Genomic DNA, 16,633 nt, shown 5'->3' with positions numbered 1-16,633 from the left:
TTGTTACAGGTTGATGCTAATCTCGCCGTTCCCTCCCGCTCTGACCAGAATTCCCGATGCCCAGTGAACCCGCGTTGTTGTTACGTCACCACCGCCCCTTCATCGCGTTCTGGCTGGCGCGCATCTTCACCGCCAGCGGCTTCCAGATGCTCACGGTGGCCATCGGCTGGAACCTCTACCAACTGACCGGCAACGTGCTGGACCTGGGCCTCGTCGGCCTGGTGGAGTTCATTCCGCGCGTGCTGTTCATGCTGCACACCGGGCATGTGGCCGACCGCTATGAGCGGCGCAAAGTGGCCGCGATCTGCCAGACCGTACAGGCGCTGATTGCTTTGACCCTGGCCATCGGCGGCCTGACCGGCCACGTGACGCGTGAAATGATCTTCGTCCTGGCCTTCCTGCTCGGCGCCGCGCGCTCGTTTGAAATGCCCACCACTCAGGCAATGCTGCCGAGCATTGTGCCGACCGCGCTGTTTCCGCGTGCCGTGGCTTCGTCACAGTCGGCGCAGCAACTGGCCACTATTGTTGCTCCGGCGCTGGGTGGTTTGCTCTATGCGTTTGGCAGCGTGTGGGTGTATGGCCCGACAGTGGCGCTGTACCTGATCGCCTGCGTGCTGACGCTTAATCTGCCCGCACGTCAGACGCCGCTGAACAAGGCCAAGGCGACCATGGATTCGCTGCTGGCCGGTATCCGTTTTATCCGCAGCCGCCCGGACATCCTCGGCGCCATCTCCCTCGACCTGTTCGCGGTGCTGCTGGGCGGCGCCACCGCGTTGTTGCCGGTGTTCGCCAAGGACATCCTGCTGACCGGCGCCTGGGGCCTGGGCCTGCTGCGTTCGGCGCCAGCGGTAGGCGCGTTGTTGATGTCGTTGTGGCTGGCGCGGTTCTCGGTGGACCGCCATGTGGGCCGCGTGATGTTTACCGCTGTCGGCGTATTTGGCGTGGCGACCATTGCTTTCGGCCTGTCGACGTCTTTCTGGTTCTCCCTCGCCGTGCTTGTGGTGCTGGGCGCGGCGGACATGATCAGCATGGTGATCCGTGCCTCGTTTGTGCAGTTGGAGACCCCGGATGAAATGCGCGGGCGGGTCAGTGCGGTCAACGGCCTGTTTATTGGCGCGTCGAATCAGCTGGGTGAATTTGAGTCGGGGATTACCGCGCATTGGTTCGGCACCGTGCCCGCCGTGGTCATGGGCGGGATCGGTACGCTGGTGGTGACCGGGGTGTGGATCAAACTGTTCCCAAGTTTGGCCAACCGTGACCGGATGCATGTGCCGGTGGAAGAAAGCGTTAAGCCCACCGCCTGATCCAATCACTGTGGGAGCGGGCTTGCCCGCGATTGCGGTGTACCACGCAACCGATGTAAGGCTGACCCACCGCTATCGCAGGCAAGCCAGCTCCCACATTTGATTACCAGTGCCTGGTAGAACGGGCTACAGCACCTTGTCCAGCGTGATCGGGAAGTCCCGCACCCGCTTGCCGGTGGCGTGATAAACCGCATTCGCCACCGCTGCCGCCACGCCGACGATGCCAATCTCACCGACACCCTTGGAACCCAAGGCATTGACGATTTCGTCGTGTTCTTCGACAAATAACACGTCAATCTCGCCAATATCCGCATTCACCGGAATGTGGTATTCGGCCAGGCTATGGTTCATGTAGCGCCCCAGTTGGTGGTCAATCTGGGTTTCTTCGTGCAACGCCATCCCTATCCCCCACACCACGCCGCCGAGAATCTGGCTGCGGGCCATCTTGGGGTTGACCACGCGCCCGGCGGCAATCGCACTGACGACGCGGCTGACCTTGATAGTGCCCAGGTCTTCATCTACCCGAACTTCGACAAACACCGCCGAGTGCGTGGCCGTGGCGTAACCCTCACGTTTCTTGTCAGGTTCGCTGTCGACCTGCACTTCCAGTGCGTCTTCACCGCTGTCCTTGACCAGTTGCGCCAACGACACACTCACGTCACCGGTGTGCAGTTGGCCGTCTTCAAAGCGTACCGATTCGGCGTCCGTGAACACCGGGTAAGTCTGGCGTGCGATGGTCAGCAGTTTGGCGGTCAGCGCTTCACAGGCTTGCTGCACGGCGGTGCCGACGGACGACACGGTGAACGAGCCACCCTGCAATGGCGCGGTGGGCAATGAAGAGTCACCGAGCAGGAACACCACGTCTTCCACCGCCACGCCGCTCGCCTGCGCGGCGATCTGGGTCATCACCGTGTAAGTGCCGGTGCCGATGTCGGTCGTAGCGCTGCTGACGGTGAGCTTGCCGTGCGCGTCAATGCGCGCCTTGGCGCTGGCTTTCATCTGCATGGCTTCCCATACCCCACCCGCCATGCCCCAGCCGATCAACTGGTTGCCTTCGCGCATGCTGCGCGGTTCCGGGTTGCGCTGGCTCCAGCCGAAACGCTCGGCGCCTTCGCTGTAGCACTCGCGCAAGGCTTTGCTCGACCAGGGTTTGTCTTCGGCCTGATTGCGCTCGGCGTAATTGATCAGGCGCAGTTGCACCGGGTCCATGCCGAGCGCGCACGCCAGTTCATCCATGGCGCATTCCAGGCCGATTACGCCCAGCGCCGCGCCGGGGGCGCGCATGTCCAGCGGGGTGAATACATCCAGCGGCACCAGCTTGTAGGTCAACTGCACGTTGTCGCATTGGTAGAGCATGCCGCTCCACTCGACCACGTGTTCGCTGAAATCTTCAAAGCGTGAGGTCTGGCCAATCGCGGTGTGCCCCAACGCCAGCAGGCGGCCATTGGCGGCGGCGCCCATCTGCAAACGCTGCAAGGTGCGCGGGCGGTAGCCGAAGGTGAACATTTGTTGGCGCGTGAGGGTTACGCGTACCGAACGCTTGAGTGCCAGCGATGCCATCACCGCCAGCGGCAGTTGGTATTGCGGGCGCAGGCCGGAGCCGAACGCGCCGCCAACAAACGCGGCGAAAATCCGCACCTGGCTTTTGTCCAGGCCGAAGACTTTTTGCACATAGGCCTGGCAGTTCTGCGGGCCTTGGGTTTTGTCATGGATATGCAGCGTGCCGTCCGGCTGATACAGCACGGTGCTGGCATGCGGTTCCATGGGGTTGTGGTGTTCGATGGGAGTGCTGTAATGCGCGTCGAGGCTGACGGCGGCAGCGGTCCATTCGGCGAGAAAGTTGCCGCGCGGCGCGGGCGGAGTTTGCGGCGAGGGATGCGCCTGCTCCTGCATGGCCAGCAGGTCGGTTTCAAAGGCTTCGCTTTCGTACTCAATGTCAACCAGCGAGCCGGCATGCCGCGCCAGTTCGAGGTTGTCGGCGATCACCAAGGCCAGGGGCTGGCCGCTGTAGAGCACGCGGTCGTTATACAGAGGACGAAACGGTGAACCGTCGGCGGCATCGGCGTCGGCAAAAGCGTCGTCGTAGCTGGCGAGCTTGGGCCGATTGAGGTGGTCGAGCACCATCACCACGCCCGGCAACGCCAACGCTTTGGAGGCATCAATACGTACCACGCGACCCTTGGCGATGGTGCTGGAGACCACGCTGCCGTGCAGCAAGCCTTGTTCGGGGAATTCACCGGCATAGCGCGCCTGGCCGGTGACCTTGAGCAGACCGTCAACCCGGTCCAATGGTTTGCCGACAGCGCTCATGGGCGATCTCCTGCAACGGCGGCGTCGCTCAGGGCACGAATAATCCCACGGCGCGCCAGCTTGATTTTGAAACCGTTGTGTTCCAGCGGTTCGGCGTCTTGCAACAGGGCGTCGGCAGCATTGCTGAACGTTTCGCGGCTGACGGTCTGGCCGATCAATGCGGCTTCCACCGCACGGTCGCGCCAGGGTTTGTGCGCCACGCCGCCCAGCGCCAGGCGCGCGTCGACGATGGTGTCACCGTCCAGTTCCAGCGCGGCGGCGACCGATACCAGGGCAAAGGCGTAAGACGCGCGGTCGCGGATTTTCAGGTAGTGGCTGTGGCCGGCCAACTGGTCGGCGGGCAGCTCAATGGCGGTGATCAATTCGTCGTCGGCCAATTGGTTGTCGCGCTGTGGCGTATCACCGGGCAAGCGATGGAAGTCGGCAAACTCAATGACGCGAGCGCCGCCGCGCCCTTCTACATGCACCTTGGCGTCCAGCGCCGCCAACGCGACGCACATGTCCGAAGGGTGGGTGGCCACGCACTGTTCGCTGGCGCCGAGGATCGCATGGATGCGGTTCAAGCCGGTGCGTGCCGGACAGCCACTGCCAGGCTCACGTTTGTTGCACGGCACGGTGGCGTCGTAAAAGTAGTAGCAACGGGTGCGCTGCAACAGGTTGCCGCCGGTGCTGGCCATATTGCGCAGTTGCGGCGAGGCGCCAGCGAGGATGGCCTGGGACAGCAGCGGGTAACGCGTTTCGATCAGCGGGTGCCAAGCCAGGTCGGCGTTGCTCACCAGGGCGCCGATCTTCACGCCGCCCTCAGCCGTTTCTTCAACGTCTTGCAGCGGCAAGCCGGTGATATCGATCAAGTGCTCGGGGCGGCTGATGTTTTCTTTCATCAGGTCGAGCAGGTTGGTGCCACCGGCAATAAAGCGCGACACGGCGCTGCTCAGGTGGACGGCTTCGTGTACATCGACCGGTTTGCTGTACTGGAACGGGTTCATTTTTCACCTCCCAGTACAACGTCTTCAATTGCGTCGCGAATATTGCTGTAGGCGCCGCAGCGGCACAGGTTGCCGCTCATCAGTTCCTGGATGTCTGCGGTGTTGTGGGCGCGGCCTTCGTTGGCCAGGCCGACAGCGGAGCAGATCTGGCCAGGGGTGCAGTAGCCGCACTGGAAGGCGTCATGCTTGATGAAAGCCTGCTGCATCGGGTGGAGAGTGTCGCCGTCGGCCAGACCTTCGATGGTGGTCAGCTCGGCGCCGTCGCACATCACCGCCAGGGTCAGGCAGGCGTTCACGCGTTTGCCATCGCGCAGCACGGTGCAGGCGCCGCATTGGCCGTGGTCGCAGCCTTTTTTGCTGCCGACCAGGTCCAGTTGTTCACGCAAGAGGTCAAGCAACGTGGTCCAGGGCAACACGTCCAGCGCGCGCTCCTGGCCGTTGAGGGTCAAGCGGATCGGGTGGGTGACGAACGGTTGGGCCGCCGTGCCATTGGGAGTTGCGCTCATAAACACCTCACGGGTTGTGTACTTCCGCGGCGTTCAGGAAAGTCGCCGTCTCAGGGGTACGACTTCTCGGGTTTATGAGCGTTCAAGAGGATTGATCAGCGGATGTTGAGCAGGGTCTTCAAGGTTTTCGCCGGGCCATTGATGGATGAGTTGCTGTACTCGAACCAGCCTGGGCCTTGGACATTTACGTCAAACACATAGATGTAGCCCATCACGGTGCCTGCGCCATTACACGCCTGGCTGATGTTGCCGACCTGGCACACCGCCGTGCGTTGCCCGTTCAGTTCTGCCCCATCGAAACGGCCCATCGGGTTGTTGCCCAGGCCAACTTCCATGACCGAAACCTTGGTAGGCCCGCGGTGCGTGCACATCTGGGTGGTGTTCACCCGTTCGGGAATGGCTTCGGTGCAACGCGCCGACTCGACCTGGAACACGCGCACTTCGCTCAAGGCCGGTGCAGCCGCGCCCCACGCCGGTGCTGCGCCGAGCCACAGGCTGACACTGGCGATCAGGGCTAGACTCCACGCGTTGGCTTTTTTCATGCTGTTGATGACCCTGAATTGAACGTCGGCGCAGTATGCCTCAAGGCCATGCGCGACAAAACCAACCCCATGCGCCACACGGCCTCGGCTGCTGGTATGATGCGCCGCTTTTTCCGATCCTCTCTGAAACCACAGGCGCTTGGCGCAGTTTGTGCTTTGACTTAGAGGTCAACAAATAACGACGCAAAATAGCGTCACAGGGAGCCGGCATGCTGGAAAAGCTGTTTCAACTCAAAGCACACAATACAAACGTGCGCACCGAGATTCTTGCGGGTATCACCACGTTCCTGGCCATGGCCTACATTCTGTTCGTGAACCCGAGCATCCTTGGCGAGACCGGCATGGACAAGGGTGCGGTGTTCGTCGCGACTTGCCTGGCCGCTGCCATCGGTTCGACCGTGATGGGCCTGATCGCCAACTACCCGATCGCCCTCGCGCCGGGCATGGGCCTCAACGCGTTCTTCACCTACACCGTGGTCCTGCACATGGGCCATACCTGGCAGGTTGCGCTGGGCGCGGTGTTTATTTCGGCGGTGCTGTTCTTTCTGCTGTCGATCTTCCGCATCCGTGAATGGATCATCAACAGCATTCCGTTGCCGCTGCGTTCGGCAATTGCCGCCGGTATCGGCCTGTTCCTGGCGCTGATCGCCCTGCACAACGCCGGCATCGTGGTCAGCAATCCGGTGACCATGCTCAGTATGGGCGACCTGAAAAAACCGGCGCCCATCCTCGCTACCTTTGGTTTCGTGCTGATCGTTGCGCTGGAAGCCCTGGCCGTACGCGGCGCGGTGTTGATCGGCATTCTGGCGGTGACCATCGTCTCGATCGCGCTGGGCGTTACCGAGTTCGGCGGCGTGACGTCGATGCCTCCATCGCTGGCCCCGACCTTCCTGCAGTTGGATATCAAAGGCGCGCTGGATATCGGCCTGGTCAGCGTGATTTTCGCCTTCCTGTTCGTCGACCTGTTCGACAACTCCGGCACCCTGATTGGCGTCGCCAAGCGCGCCGGCCTGATGGGCAAGGACGGCCACATGCCGAAAATGGGCCGTGCGCTGATCGCCGACAGCACCGCTGCCATGGCCGGTTCCCTGTTAGGCACTTCGACCACTACCAGCTACATCGAATCCGCTGCGGGCGTGAGCGCCGGTGGCCGCACCGGTTTGACTGCGATCGTGGTTGCGATCCTGTTCCTGCTGGCGCTGTTCTTCTCGCCGCTGGCCGCCAGCGTTCCGCCGTTCGCTACCGCGCCTGCCCTGTTGTTCGTCGCAGTGCTGATGACTTCTGGCCTGGCCGAAATCGACTGGGATGACATCACTGTCGCAGCGCCGGTGGTGATCACCGCCCTGGCGATGCCGTTCACTTACTCCATCGCCAACGGCATCGCCTTCGGTTTCATCGCCTGGACCGCCATCAAGCTGCTTTCGGGCCGCTACCGTGAGCTGAACCCGGCACTGGTGATCCTGTCGATTCTGTTTGTGATCAAGCTGGGCTGGTTCAACGCATGACTTTTGACGCCGCAAGCTACACCGCTCAACTGCAAGACAAGGTCACGCGCCTGCGTGACCTGTTGGCACCGTTCGACGCGCCAGAGCCGCAAGTCTTCGACTCGCCGCTGCAGAACTTCCGCCTGCGCGCGGAGTTCCGCTTGTGGCGCGAAGGCGGTGAACGCCACTACGCAATGTTCTCCCAGGACGACAAGCGCACCCCGATCCTGATCGAAGAGTTCCCGATTGCCGGCCTGCGCATCAACCAATTGATGCCGCAACTCAAAGCCGCCTGGCAAGCCAGCGCCGCCCTGAGCCACAAGCTGTTTCAGGTGGAGTTCCTCACCACCCTGGCCGGCGACGCGATGATCACCCTGTGCTATCACCGCCCGCTGGACGAGCATTGGCACACCGCTGCCAACAAGTTGGCCGCTGACTTGAACGTGAGCATCATCGGTCGCTCCAAGGGCAAGCGCGATGTGATCGGCCAGGATTACGTGGTGGAAAAACTCGACGTCGGTGGCCGCACGTTCAGCTACCGCCAACCCGAAGGCGCGTTCACCCAGCCCAACGGCACCGTGAACCAGAAGATGCTCAACTGGGCGTACGAAGCCTTGGGCGATCGCCCGGATGATTTGCTCGAGCTGTATTGCGGCAACGGCAACTTCACCCTGCCGCTGGCGACCCGCGTGCGCAACGTGCTGGCGACTGAAATCAGCAAGACGTCAGTCAATGCGGCCTTGAGCAACCTCGATGAAAACGCTGTGGATAACGTGACGCTGGTGCGCTTGTCTGCCGAAGAACTCACGGAGGCACTCAACGAAGTGCGCCCATTCCGCCGCCTGCAGGGCATCGACCTGAAAAGCTACGCGTTCGGCAGCGTATTCGTCGACCCGCCCCGCGCCGGCATGGACCCGGACACCTGCGAACTGACCCGACGCTTCGACAACATCCTCTACATCTCCTGCAACCCGGAGACGTTGGCGGCGAACATCGCGCAACTGCATGACACGCACCAGATCACTCAGTGTGCAATGTTTGACCAGTTCCCGTGGACGCACCATATGGAATCCGGGGTCTTGTTGACCCGTCGTTGATCTGGATGCGATTCATACATCCGTCGAATCGCCAGTTTCGGTGACCTCTTCCTTGCGTGGCCGCCCGCCCTTCTTGCCATTGGCTCGAGCGGCGGCGGTTTTGGCGGCGCTGCTTTTGCGACCGTTGCGTGATGCCACCATGCTGACGGCCAGGTCCATCAGGGGCTGGCTCGTTGCGATCAATCCGGTGATTGATACATCCAGGTCCTGAGCCTCACAGCACAGCGCCTTGCCGCCAAAACCGACCTCCAACTGCTGGAAATCCTGTAAGGAAAACCCTTCGAACTCGGGCAGACCGGCCACGGGCAACATGACGCGGCTGCCGTCGCTGAAACCAATGGACAGACAGTCGTCTTCATAACGCACGGAGCTGGCGTTGGCGTACAAACGCTTCAACTTACGCCCGCGGGCTATAGCCTTATCGATATCGGCCTCTGTGAGAGGGACATCGGGATAGACTTTGGCTTTTACGATTTTTCTCATAAATCAATCTCCACGTAACCTGGCGCTCGGACCAGAGTCAATATTGTTCGCTGCGCCACCGCATCGTGGCGGGCTTTTGCAATCACATAGATACCGGGCCGAATGACCAAGCCCGGCACCACCTCATCAGCGTCCCAATCCCAGGAGTGGTTCTCCAGACAGACCGTGTGCATCTTCTCCCACCAGATCCTTCGTGCCCGAGCCAGGTAATGCGGTTGCATCAACGCTTGGCGCAATCCTTTAAGGATCGACTCTGGTGGGCGCCTCCGTTCTGGATCCACATCCCACAACTCCACTCGCCCATTCAGAAAGCTGAAACGAAAGCGCGCATCCCATTCCTTCCCCCTTACATGTACGTGGGGCGGGCAGTGCTCATCCCTGAGAAGCACTGAAATTACATATCCTTTGTAAGCGCCTACTTTCATCGTAACCCATCCGTTAGGTTATTTTCCGTCAGGTAACAATTTAGCGTCTGCCACCTGACAACCGGTGCCGTCATCCGGCCGTTGTTGCACAGGTTAGTAACGGCACGACTACCGTCGAATGCGGTCTTGTAACCACCCATGGCTGTAGCGATGAAATCCCCGCGTTCGCTCATTCAAAGTTCGGTAATCGAACACATCCCGTCACAACGCGCCCGGCTTGATTGACCAAAGTAACCATCCGGTACATTTTATCTCCACAACTAACAATAAGCGTGGAGATACGCCAAATGCCGCCCATCGTGCTGGTGCTCAACGGCCCCAACCTCAATTTGCTCGGCACCCGCGAGCCCGCCACTTACGGCCATGAAACCCTGGCAGACGTCGCCGCCCTGTGCGGTCGCAGCGCGGAAAAACTCGGTCTCAAAATCGAATTTCGCCAGACCAATCACGAAGGCGAATTGCTCGACTGGATCCACGGCGCCCGCGCGCGTTGCGCCGGTATCGTGATCAACCCGGCGGCGTGGACCCACACGTCCGTGGCGATTCGCGATGCGCTGGTGGCCAGTGAAGTGCCAGTGATCGAAGTGCATTTATCCAACGTGCATGCGCGCGAGGCGTTTCGGCATCACTCGTTTGTGTCGCCCATCGCCAAAGCCGTACTGGCAGGGTTCGGCAGCCACGGCTACCACTTGGCCCTGGAACATTTCAGCCACACCTTGAAAGGATGAACCTGATGAAACCGCGCATCCTCGCTGGCCTGATCGGCGCCGGAATCCAGGCCTCCCGCACCCCGGCCCTGCATGAAAGGGAAGGCGACGCCCAGGGCTTGCGTTACCTGTATCAGTTGATTGACCTGGAACCGCTGCATCTGACCATCAACGCCCTGCCCGACCTGCTCGACGCCGCCGAACGGATGCACTTCACCGGCCTGAACATTACCTACCCGTGCAAGCAGGCGATCCTACCCTTGCTGGATGAACTGTCTGACGAGGCCCGTGGCATTGGCGCGGTGAATACCGTGGTGTTCAAGGACGGCAAACGCATTGGCCACAACACGGATTGCCTGGGGTTTGCCGAGGGCTTTCGCCGCAACCTGAACGATGTCGCCCGTCAGCGCGTGGTGCAAATGGGTGCCGGCGGCGCGGGCGCGGCGGTGGCCCATGCGCTGCTGGCCGAGGGTGTGCAGCACTTGAGTATTTTCGACGTGGACACGGCCCGTGCCCGCGACCTTGTGGATAACCTTGCCCAGCGCTTCGGCCCGGGTCGCGCGCAGATTGGCAATCACCTGGACAGTGCCATGGCCGAAGCGGATGGCCTGGTGAATACCACGCCGATGGGCATGGCCAAACTGCCTGGCACGCCAGTGCCGCCGGGCTTGTTGCGCGCTGAGGTGTGGGTCGCGGAGATTGTGTATTTCCCGCTGGAAACCGAGCTGCTGCGTGATGCCCGGGCGCTGGGGTGTCGCACGCTGGATGGCGGGAATATGGCGGTGTTTCAGGCGGTGAAGGCGTTTGAGTTGTTCAGTGGCGAGGTGCCGGATGCGGACAGGATGCTGGCGCACTTTCAGAATATGAACATCTGACTGGATAAACAAAAATCCAAATGTGGGAGCGGGCTTGCTCGCGAATGCGGTGGATCAGTCAGCATTGCAGTGAATGACGCAACGCATTCGCGAGCAAGCCCGCTCCCACATTGATTGCATTTCAGTCTGAAGGATCAGGCCTGCAAATACCGCAGCACCGACTCACAAATCATATCCCGATGCCGTTGTTTCACCGCCTCATCCGACAGCTCAATCTGAAAAATCTCACTGAACGTATGGCGGTTGGACACCCGGTAAAAGCTGAATGAGTTGATCAGCAAATGCACGTCCAACGGCTCCAGCCCCGCGCGAAATACGCCACTCTCGGCGCCGCGCTGCAAAGTCGCGCCCAACGCTTCAAGGATATTGCTGTTCATCGCCTTGATCGAATCCGAACGCTTCACGTACTCGGCATTGTGGATATTTTCGATGCTGACGATGCGCACGAAATCCACGTTCTGATCGTGGTGATCAAAGGTGAATTCCACCAACCGGCGGATCGCTTCGCGCGGCTCCAGCTCGGTAAGGTTCATGCGCGTTTCGGTGGTGCGAATGTCGCCGTACAGCTTCTCCAGCACCTCGAGGTACAGCTGTTCCTTACTGCCGAAGTAGTAATAGATCATGCGTTTTGAGGTGTGGATGCGCTCGGCAATGGCATCGACGCGCGCGCCGGACAGGCCCTGCTGAACAAACTCGACAATGGCTTCCTGAAGGATGTTTTCGCGGGTCTTTTCCGGGTTGTTCTTGCGACTCTTGCGCGGTGCGTCTGACACCGCGGGGAGTTCGGGACTCGAGGTCATGGTGCGCTCACGGCCATTGTTGTGCAGGCGGTGATTATGGGCCGCGATGCTCGCCGAAGGAAGCAGCCGGCCCGCCCTTATAAACGCGCCTGACGCACCGCGCCGCTGCGCGATTTGGCCATCGCCGCCAGGCGCACCGCCACGTTGGCCGCGCCGTAACCGGCATAACCGTTTTTGCGTTGGATGATCTCGAAGAAAAACCGCCCCTCGAATGGCTCGGTGTACACGTGAAACAACTCACCGCCAGAGGCGTCGCGGTCATACAGCACGTTGTAGTACGCAAGCTCGCTGAGGAATTGCTCGTCAAAATCAAAGCGCGCCGCAAGGTCGTCGTAATAGTTGAGCGGGATATCCAGCAGCGGCACGCCCGCCTCCTTGGCCCGGCTCACTTCGGCGAAAATGTCCGCGCAGTCGAAGGCAATGTGGTGCACGCCCGAGCCGCGATAGCTCGACAGCGCGTGGGAAATGGCGGTGTTGCGGTTCTCGGAAATATTCAGCGGCAGGCGAATCGAACTGCAACGGCTGCGCAACGCACGGCTTTTCACCAGGCCGTACGGGTCGGGCAACACCACTTCATCGTCGGCTTCGAAATCCAGCAGGCTCTTGTAGAACAGCACCCAGCTGTCGAGGCTGTCGGCCGGCAAGGCCATGGCCATATGGTCAATGCGCAGCAAGCCGCCGCTTGACGCCGTCGCGGCTTGCAGGTTGAAGTCGGTGTCGTACAGCGTGCCTTCGGACGAGTCCACCAGATAAATCAGGCTGCCGTCCGGCGCGCGCACCGCCGCCAGCTCCAGCTCATTCGGCCCGACCAGCCCGCGATACGGCTGGCCCTTGTAGGCCACCGCGCGTTCCAGGGCTTTGGCGCTGTCCTTGACCCGAATCGCCGTGGCGCACAGCGACGGCCCGTGGGCTTCGAAAAAATTGTGCGCGAAGGAATAGGGTTCACAGTTGAGGATCAGGTTGATATCACCCTGGCGCAACAGGCTCACGCTCTTGGAGCGATGCTGCCCGGCCTTGACGAACCCCAGGCGTTCCAGCCAGTGCGTCAGCTTGGCGCCGAGGTTTTCGTCCACGGCAAATTCGAGAAATTCGATGCCGTCGTAGTCGCTGGCGGCGGGGGTATCAAACAGAATCTCGACGGGCCGGGCCGCCGCTTCCTGCTGCAAGCGCTGGCGGGTTTTCTCTTCCAGGTACAACAGGGAGCGCAAGCCGTCCGCCGCATTCGCCCGTGTCGGTGCCGCGCGGAAACCGTCGTTAAAAATCTCCAGGGACAGCGGCCCGGTGTAACCACTCTTGATGATCGGCGCCAGAAAGCCCGCCAGGTCGAATTCGCCCTGCCCCGGGAAGCAGCGGAAATGCCGGCTCCACTCCAGCACGTCCATCGCCAGGAGCGGCGCGTCGGCCATTTGCACGAAGAAGATTTTGTCGCCGGGAATGTCGGCGATAGCACTCGGATCGCCTTTCAAAGACAAGGTGTGAAAGCTGTCGAGCAACACACCCAAGGCCGGATGATCGATCTGACGCACCAGGTTCCACACCTGTTGCCAGGTGTTCACGTGCTTGCCCCATGCCAGCGCTTCATAACCGATGCGCAACCCACGACGGCCCGCCCGTTCGGCGAGCAGGCTGAGATCATCGAGCAAAATGCGTTCATCGCCCAGCGAATCCGCCGAGGCATTGCTGCACACCAGCACCAGGTCGGTGCCCAGTTCCTGCATCAGGTCGAACTTGCGCTCGGCGCGCTCCAGGTTGCGCGCGAGGCGGTCGCGGCGGCAGCCTTCAAAGTCGCGAAAGGGCTGGAACAAGGTGATGGCAATGCCCAGATCGGCGCACATTTGCTTAACTTCGCGCGGGCTGCCGTCGTAATACAGCAGGTCGTTCTCGAAGATCTCAACCCCGTCAAACCCGGCGGCGGCAATGGCTTCGAGCTTTTCCGGCAGGGTGCCGCTCAAGGAAACGGTGGCAATGGAACGTTGCATGGGGCGACTCCCGGCACTTGTTATTTGTGGCAAATTATTCGCCCCCAGCCTACAGGCAGCAATTAAAATGTACGAACCGGTTAGTTTTTGGTGCGATTATCGAACACTATGCCCCTTTGGCGAATTGACGATTTTTTAGTCGCTGCGCACCATCGAAAACGTAAGCAGACCCAGAACACACCATAAAAATTTCAAAAAACGGGTACGACCTCATGCCTTCGCAAAACTCCGTCCTGGCCGCGCGCCCGGGCAACCTGCACGCCGGCGTCGGCGACAAAATCCGCGGCGCACTGGCCGTAGGTAAGACCCGCTGGGGCATGCTGGCCCTGGTATTTTTCGCCACTACCCTGAACTACATCGACCGCGCCGCACTCGGGGTGATGCAGCCTATTCTTGCCAAGGAAATGAGCTGGACGGCGATGGACTACGCCAACATCAACTTCTGGTTTCAGGTCGGCTACGCGATTGGTTTTGTGCTGCAAGGCCGCCTCATCGACCGCGTCGGCGTGAAACGCGTGTTCTTCTGCGCGGTGCTGCTGTGGAGCCTGGCCACCGGCGCCCATGGCCTGGCCACCTCGGCGGTCGGCTTTATGGTGTGCCGCTTTATCCTCGGGCTGACCGAAGCCGCCAACTACCCGGCCTGCGTCAAGACCACGCGGTTGTGGTTCCCGGCGGGTGAACGCGCAGTCGCCACCGGCATCTTCAACGCCGGCACCAACGTTGGCGCAATGATGACGCCGATGCTGCTGCCGTTAATTCTGCACGTGTGGGGCTGGCAGGCGGCGTTTCTGTGCATGTCGGCACTCGGCGGCATCTGGCTGGTGTGCTGGGGCTTGAAGTACTACAACCCGGAAGACCATCCGAGCGTTAAACAATCCGAATTGGACTACGTGCAACAGGAAGCCGAACCGGAACAACCGCGCGTGCCGTTCAGCCGCATCCTGCGCATGCGCGGCACCTGGGCCTTCGCCCTCGCCTACTCGCTGACCGCGCCGGTGTTCTGGTTCTACCTGTATTGGCTGCCGCCGTTTTTGAATCAGCAATACAACCTGGGCATCAACGTGACCCAGATGGGCATTCCGCTGATCATCATCTACCTGACGGCCGACTTCGGCAGTGTTGGTGGGGGGATTCTGTCTTCGTTCCTGATCGGCCGTGGGATGAATCCGATCAAGGCGCGGCTGTTGTCGATGCTGCTGTTTGCCTGCTGCATCGTCGGCGTGATCATGGCAGCCGGCTCGAGCCAGCTGTGGGTCGCGGTGTTTGCCATTTCATTGGCCATCGGCGCGCACCAGGCCTGGACCGCCAACATCTGGAGCCTGGTGATGGACTACACGCCCAAGCACATGATGAGCACGGTGTTTGGTTTCGGCGGGATGTGCGCAGCCATCGGCGGCATGTTCATGACCCAGATCGTCGGCCATATCCTGACCGTGACGAACAACAACTACACCGTGTTGTTCACCCTGATACCGGCGATGTACTTCATCGCGCTGGTGTGGATGTACTTCATGGCGCCGCGCAAGATCCCGACCGTAGACGCCTGACCTAGCGCCGCCGCTGCTGCCAGGCAGCGGCCAACCCGCTCATGCAGATCACCCCGATGCCGACCACCGTGGTCATGTCGGGGGTATGGTTGAACACCAGCCAGCCCAACAACCCTGCGAACACGATCTGGCAATAGCCGAACGGCGCCAGCAAGGCCGGCGCCGCGAAGCGGAATGCCTGGGTCAGCATCAAGTGCGCGGTCATGCCACAGGTACCCAGCGCCAGCATCAACACGCCGTGCCACAGCGTCGGCAACTGCCAGAAGAACGGCACCATCGCGCTCATCACCAGGGTATTGCACAAGCCGGCGAAGAAGTTGCTGGTGGTGGGCGTGTCGTATTTGCTGAGGATGCGCGTGAGCAACTGGTAGAAGCAGAAGAACAGCGCCGAACACAGCGGCAGCAACACCGCCGGGGTGAACAGCTCGCCGCCGGGGTGGATGATCACCAGCACGCCGATAAACCCGCAAATCACCGCCAGCCATTGGCCACGCGTCACGTGTTCGCCGAGCAACGGCACTGAAAGCGCGGTTACCAGGATCGGCGCCAGGAAGTTCACCGCCGTGGCCTCCGCCAACGGGATGTAATGCAACGCCGCGGTGAAAAACAGGCTGGTGCCCAACAGGCACAACGCCCGCACCACCTGCATCCCCGGCCGTTTGCTGCGCAGCACGCGCAAGCCCGACTGCGGCAGGAAAATCCCCGCCATCAGCAAGGTGTGCACCAGGTAACGCGCCCACACCACCATCACAATCGGGTAGAACCCGGCCAGGTATTTGGACAAAGCGTCGTGGCTGGAAAACAGAAACGTCGCCACCACAATCAGAAGGATGCCTTTGAAAGGGTGGTTGACGCCGGAGAGAGGTGTGCTGACAGTCATTGAATTCTCTTGCATGGCGGGCTGAACGCGTTTGCACTCAACCCGGTAATCTAGCAGCCAAGCTTGCGTCTGCCCCAAGAGCATAACCAAACACCGTGCGAACAGCGCACTAAATCACGGGATACCAGTCCAACGCTGCACTTCTTACCGCGCGTTGAACACTTTTTAAACAAGGCCTGCCCGCTATGAAAAAAACTCTGTTTGTTCTGTCTGCCCTTGCCCTGCTCACCGCATGCAATAAAGAGCCAAAGGAAGCGCCCAAGCCCGCGCCAGCCTCGGTGCAAGCCACCCTCGTACCGGCCACCCCGCCCACCGATAAATGGGTTGGCAAATGGATCGGCGTGGAAGGCCTGAACCTGACCATCGCCAAAGACGAAAGCATCGGCCGTGGGCATTATATTTTGACCATGCAATACGGCCTCGACGCTGACGACTCCGGCACCTTCAAGGGTGAAGCCAACGAAGATGGCATCGCGTTTACCCGCCCGGACGGCCCGCAACAGCTGAGCGCCGGCGACGGTGAAGCCACCGGTTTGAAATGGCTGGCGGATAAAAAGGACTGCCTGGTGGTCGATACTGGCGAAGGTTACTGCCGCGACTGACCTGGCAAACCTGACACAACTTTCATCTGGCGCCCCTGCCGGCACGGCCTGACAGCAGCGATACTAAGCAGCTCTCGTACCTGTCAGACAGCCGGGCTGGCGCCAT

At 60.9% G+C, this 16,633-nt stretch carries 16 protein-coding genes; 7 read left to right on the top strand and 9 right to left on the bottom strand.

What is annotated here, in order from left to right:
* Positions 1-56 precede the first annotated feature (56 nt).
* Positions 57-1,304 carry an MFS transporter gene (locus tag Q7C20_RS02835; RefSeq protein ID WP_375065203.1) on the top strand — a complete coding sequence of 416 codons (1,248 nt, stop codon included), beginning with the start codon at positions 57-59 and terminating at the stop codon, positions 1,302-1,304.
* A 126-nt stretch (positions 1,305-1,430) separates the two neighbouring features.
* Here the strand turns inward: Q7C20_RS02835 and Q7C20_RS02830 are convergent, their stop codons facing one another.
* The 4 genes from Q7C20_RS02830 to Q7C20_RS02815 form a co-directional block, all read right to left on the bottom strand.
* Positions 1,431-3,614 carry a xanthine dehydrogenase family protein molybdopterin-binding subunit gene (locus tag Q7C20_RS02830; RefSeq protein WP_375065201.1) on the bottom strand — a complete coding sequence of 728 codons (2,184 nt, stop codon included), beginning with the start codon at positions 3,612-3,614 and terminating at the stop codon, positions 1,431-1,433.
* On the bottom strand, positions 3,611-4,600 hold the full coding sequence (locus Q7C20_RS02825; RefSeq protein WP_375065199.1) for an FAD binding domain-containing protein: 990 nt from the start codon (positions 4,598-4,600) through the stop codon (positions 3,611-3,613). The genes Q7C20_RS02830 and Q7C20_RS02825 overlap by 4 nt, the downstream gene beginning before the upstream one ends.
* Positions 4,597-5,106, bottom strand: coding sequence for a (2Fe-2S)-binding protein (locus Q7C20_RS02820; protein ID WP_375065197.1), 510 nt, complete (start codon positions 5,104-5,106; stop codon positions 4,597-4,599). The genes Q7C20_RS02825 and Q7C20_RS02820 overlap by 4 nt, the downstream gene beginning before the upstream one ends.
* A gap of 95 nt (positions 5,107-5,201) precedes the next feature.
* Positions 5,202-5,648, bottom strand: coding sequence for a DUF4879 domain-containing protein (locus tag Q7C20_RS02815; protein WP_375065195.1), 447 nt, complete (start codon positions 5,646-5,648; stop codon positions 5,202-5,204).
* 209 nt (positions 5,649-5,857) lie between these two features.
* Here Q7C20_RS02815 and Q7C20_RS02810 point away from each other — a divergent pair, with 209 nt between their 5' ends.
* Positions 5,858-7,153 carry an NCS2 family permease gene (locus Q7C20_RS02810; RefSeq protein ID WP_348059665.1) on the top strand — a complete coding sequence of 432 codons (1,296 nt, stop codon included), beginning with the start codon at positions 5,858-5,860 and terminating at the stop codon, positions 7,151-7,153.
* Positions 7,150-8,229, top strand: coding sequence for a tRNA (uridine(54)-C5)-methyltransferase TrmA (gene trmA / locus Q7C20_RS02805; RefSeq protein ID WP_375065193.1), 1,080 nt, complete (start codon positions 7,150-7,152; stop codon positions 8,227-8,229). Before Q7C20_RS02810 ends, trmA begins: the two co-directional genes overlap by 4 nt.
* A 12-nt stretch (positions 8,230-8,241) precedes the next feature.
* On the opposite strand, the gene Q7C20_RS02800 is transcribed toward trmA, so the two are convergent.
* Together Q7C20_RS02800 and Q7C20_RS02795 are read right to left on the bottom strand one after the other, a co-directional pair.
* Positions 8,242-8,712 (bottom strand): DUF2442 domain-containing protein, encoded by a 471-nt coding sequence (locus tag Q7C20_RS02800; RefSeq protein ID WP_375065191.1) that lies wholly within the window; start codon positions 8,710-8,712, stop codon positions 8,242-8,244.
* Positions 8,709-9,137: a DUF4160 domain-containing protein gene (locus tag Q7C20_RS02795; RefSeq protein WP_375065189.1), complete on the bottom strand. Its 429-nt coding sequence runs from the start codon at positions 9,135-9,137 to the stop codon at positions 8,709-8,711. The genes Q7C20_RS02800 and Q7C20_RS02795 overlap by 4 nt, the downstream gene beginning before the upstream one ends.
* A 287-nt stretch (positions 9,138-9,424) precedes the next feature.
* Here Q7C20_RS02795 and aroQ point away from each other — a divergent pair, with 287 nt between their 5' ends.
* Positions 9,425-9,865, top strand: a complete 441-nt coding sequence (gene aroQ, locus Q7C20_RS02790) for a type II 3-dehydroquinate dehydratase (protein WP_017253796.1) — start codon at positions 9,425-9,427, stop codon at positions 9,863-9,865.
* A 5-nt stretch (positions 9,866-9,870) separates the two neighbouring features.
* Positions 9,871-10,719 carry a shikimate dehydrogenase gene (locus Q7C20_RS02785; RefSeq protein ID WP_375065186.1) on the top strand — a complete coding sequence of 283 codons (849 nt, stop codon included), beginning with the start codon at positions 9,871-9,873 and terminating at the stop codon, positions 10,717-10,719.
* A 134-nt stretch (positions 10,720-10,853) separates the two neighbouring features.
* On the opposite strand, the gene Q7C20_RS02780 is transcribed toward Q7C20_RS02785, so the two are convergent.
* Together Q7C20_RS02780 and quiC are read right to left on the bottom strand one after the other, a co-directional pair.
* Entirely contained in the window at positions 10,854-11,519 is a 666-nt protein-coding gene (locus Q7C20_RS02780; RefSeq protein WP_375065184.1) for a TetR/AcrR family transcriptional regulator, read from the bottom strand.
* 77 nt (positions 11,520-11,596) lie between these two features.
* On the bottom strand, positions 11,597-13,498 hold the full coding sequence (gene quiC, locus Q7C20_RS02775; RefSeq protein ID WP_375065182.1) for a 3-dehydroshikimate dehydratase QuiC: 1,902 nt from the start codon (positions 13,496-13,498) through the stop codon (positions 11,597-11,599).
* A gap of 212 nt (positions 13,499-13,710) precedes the next feature.
* Here quiC and Q7C20_RS02770 point away from each other — a divergent pair, with 212 nt between their 5' ends.
* A complete protein-coding gene (locus Q7C20_RS02770) occupies positions 13,711-15,045 on the top strand; it encodes an MFS transporter (RefSeq protein WP_348059649.1) in 1,335 nt (444 codons plus the stop codon).
* Between the two features lies 1 nt (position 15,046).
* On the opposite strand, the gene Q7C20_RS02765 is transcribed toward Q7C20_RS02770, so the two are convergent.
* Positions 15,047-15,925 (bottom strand): DMT family transporter, encoded by an 879-nt coding sequence (locus Q7C20_RS02765; RefSeq protein WP_375065179.1) that lies wholly within the window; start codon positions 15,923-15,925, stop codon positions 15,047-15,049.
* Positions 15,926-16,110: 185 nt separating this feature from the next.
* Between Q7C20_RS02765 and Q7C20_RS02760 the strand changes: the two genes are divergently transcribed.
* Positions 16,111-16,527 (top strand): membrane lipoprotein lipid attachment site-containing protein, encoded by a 417-nt coding sequence (locus Q7C20_RS02760; RefSeq protein ID WP_348059174.1) that lies wholly within the window; start codon positions 16,111-16,113, stop codon positions 16,525-16,527.
* The last annotated feature ends 106 nt before the right edge of the window (positions 16,528-16,633 follow it).

Origin of the sequence: Pseudomonas sp. AMR01 (assembly GCF_041946035.1) — a bacterium.
Taxonomy (GTDB): Bacteria; Pseudomonadota; Gammaproteobacteria; order Pseudomonadales; family Pseudomonadaceae; genus Aquipseudomonas; species Aquipseudomonas antarctica_B.
Note: the sequence above shows the minus strand (reverse complement) of the source record. Positions and strands in the feature narration are given on the sequence as shown.

Excerpts from the sequence above, each read along its gene's own strand:
- Q7C20_RS02835 (WP_375065203.1), top strand. The coding sequence starts at position 57 with ATGCCCAGTGAACCCGCGTTGTTGTTACGTCACCACCGCCCCTTCATC.
- Q7C20_RS02830 (WP_375065201.1), bottom strand. The coding sequence starts at position 3,614 with ATGAGCGCTGTCGGCAAACCATTGGACCGGGTTGACGGTCTGCTCAAG.
- Q7C20_RS02825 (WP_375065199.1), bottom strand. The coding sequence starts at position 4,600 with ATGAACCCGTTCCAGTACAGCAAACCGGTCGATGTACACGAAGCCGTC.
- Q7C20_RS02820 (WP_375065197.1), bottom strand. The coding sequence starts at position 5,106 with ATGAGCGCAACTCCCAATGGCACGGCGGCCCAACCGTTCGTCACCCAC.
- Q7C20_RS02815 (WP_375065195.1), bottom strand. The coding sequence starts at position 5,648 with ATGAAAAAAGCCAACGCGTGGAGTCTAGCCCTGATCGCCAGTGTCAGC.
- Q7C20_RS02810 (WP_348059665.1), top strand. The coding sequence starts at position 5,858 with ATGCTGGAAAAGCTGTTTCAACTCAAAGCACACAATACAAACGTGCGC.
- trmA (WP_375065193.1), top strand. The coding sequence starts at position 7,150 with ATGACTTTTGACGCCGCAAGCTACACCGCTCAACTGCAAGACAAGGTC.
- Q7C20_RS02800 (WP_375065191.1), bottom strand. The coding sequence starts at position 8,712 with ATGAGAAAAATCGTAAAAGCCAAAGTCTATCCCGATGTCCCTCTCACA.
- Q7C20_RS02795 (WP_375065189.1), bottom strand. The coding sequence starts at position 9,137 with ATGAAAGTAGGCGCTTACAAAGGATATGTAATTTCAGTGCTTCTCAGG.
- aroQ (WP_017253796.1), top strand. The coding sequence starts at position 9,425 with ATGCCGCCCATCGTGCTGGTGCTCAACGGCCCCAACCTCAATTTGCTC.
- Q7C20_RS02785 (WP_375065186.1), top strand. The coding sequence starts at position 9,871 with ATGAAACCGCGCATCCTCGCTGGCCTGATCGGCGCCGGAATCCAGGCC.
- Q7C20_RS02780 (WP_375065184.1), bottom strand. The coding sequence starts at position 11,519 with ATGACCTCGAGTCCCGAACTCCCCGCGGTGTCAGACGCACCGCGCAAG.
- quiC (WP_375065182.1), bottom strand. The coding sequence starts at position 13,498 with ATGCAACGTTCCATTGCCACCGTTTCCTTGAGCGGCACCCTGCCGGAA.
- Q7C20_RS02770 (WP_348059649.1), top strand. The coding sequence starts at position 13,711 with ATGCCTTCGCAAAACTCCGTCCTGGCCGCGCGCCCGGGCAACCTGCAC.
- Q7C20_RS02765 (WP_375065179.1), bottom strand. The coding sequence starts at position 15,925 with ATGACTGTCAGCACACCTCTCTCCGGCGTCAACCACCCTTTCAAAGGC.
- Q7C20_RS02760 (WP_348059174.1), top strand. The coding sequence starts at position 16,111 with ATGAAAAAAACTCTGTTTGTTCTGTCTGCCCTTGCCCTGCTCACCGCA.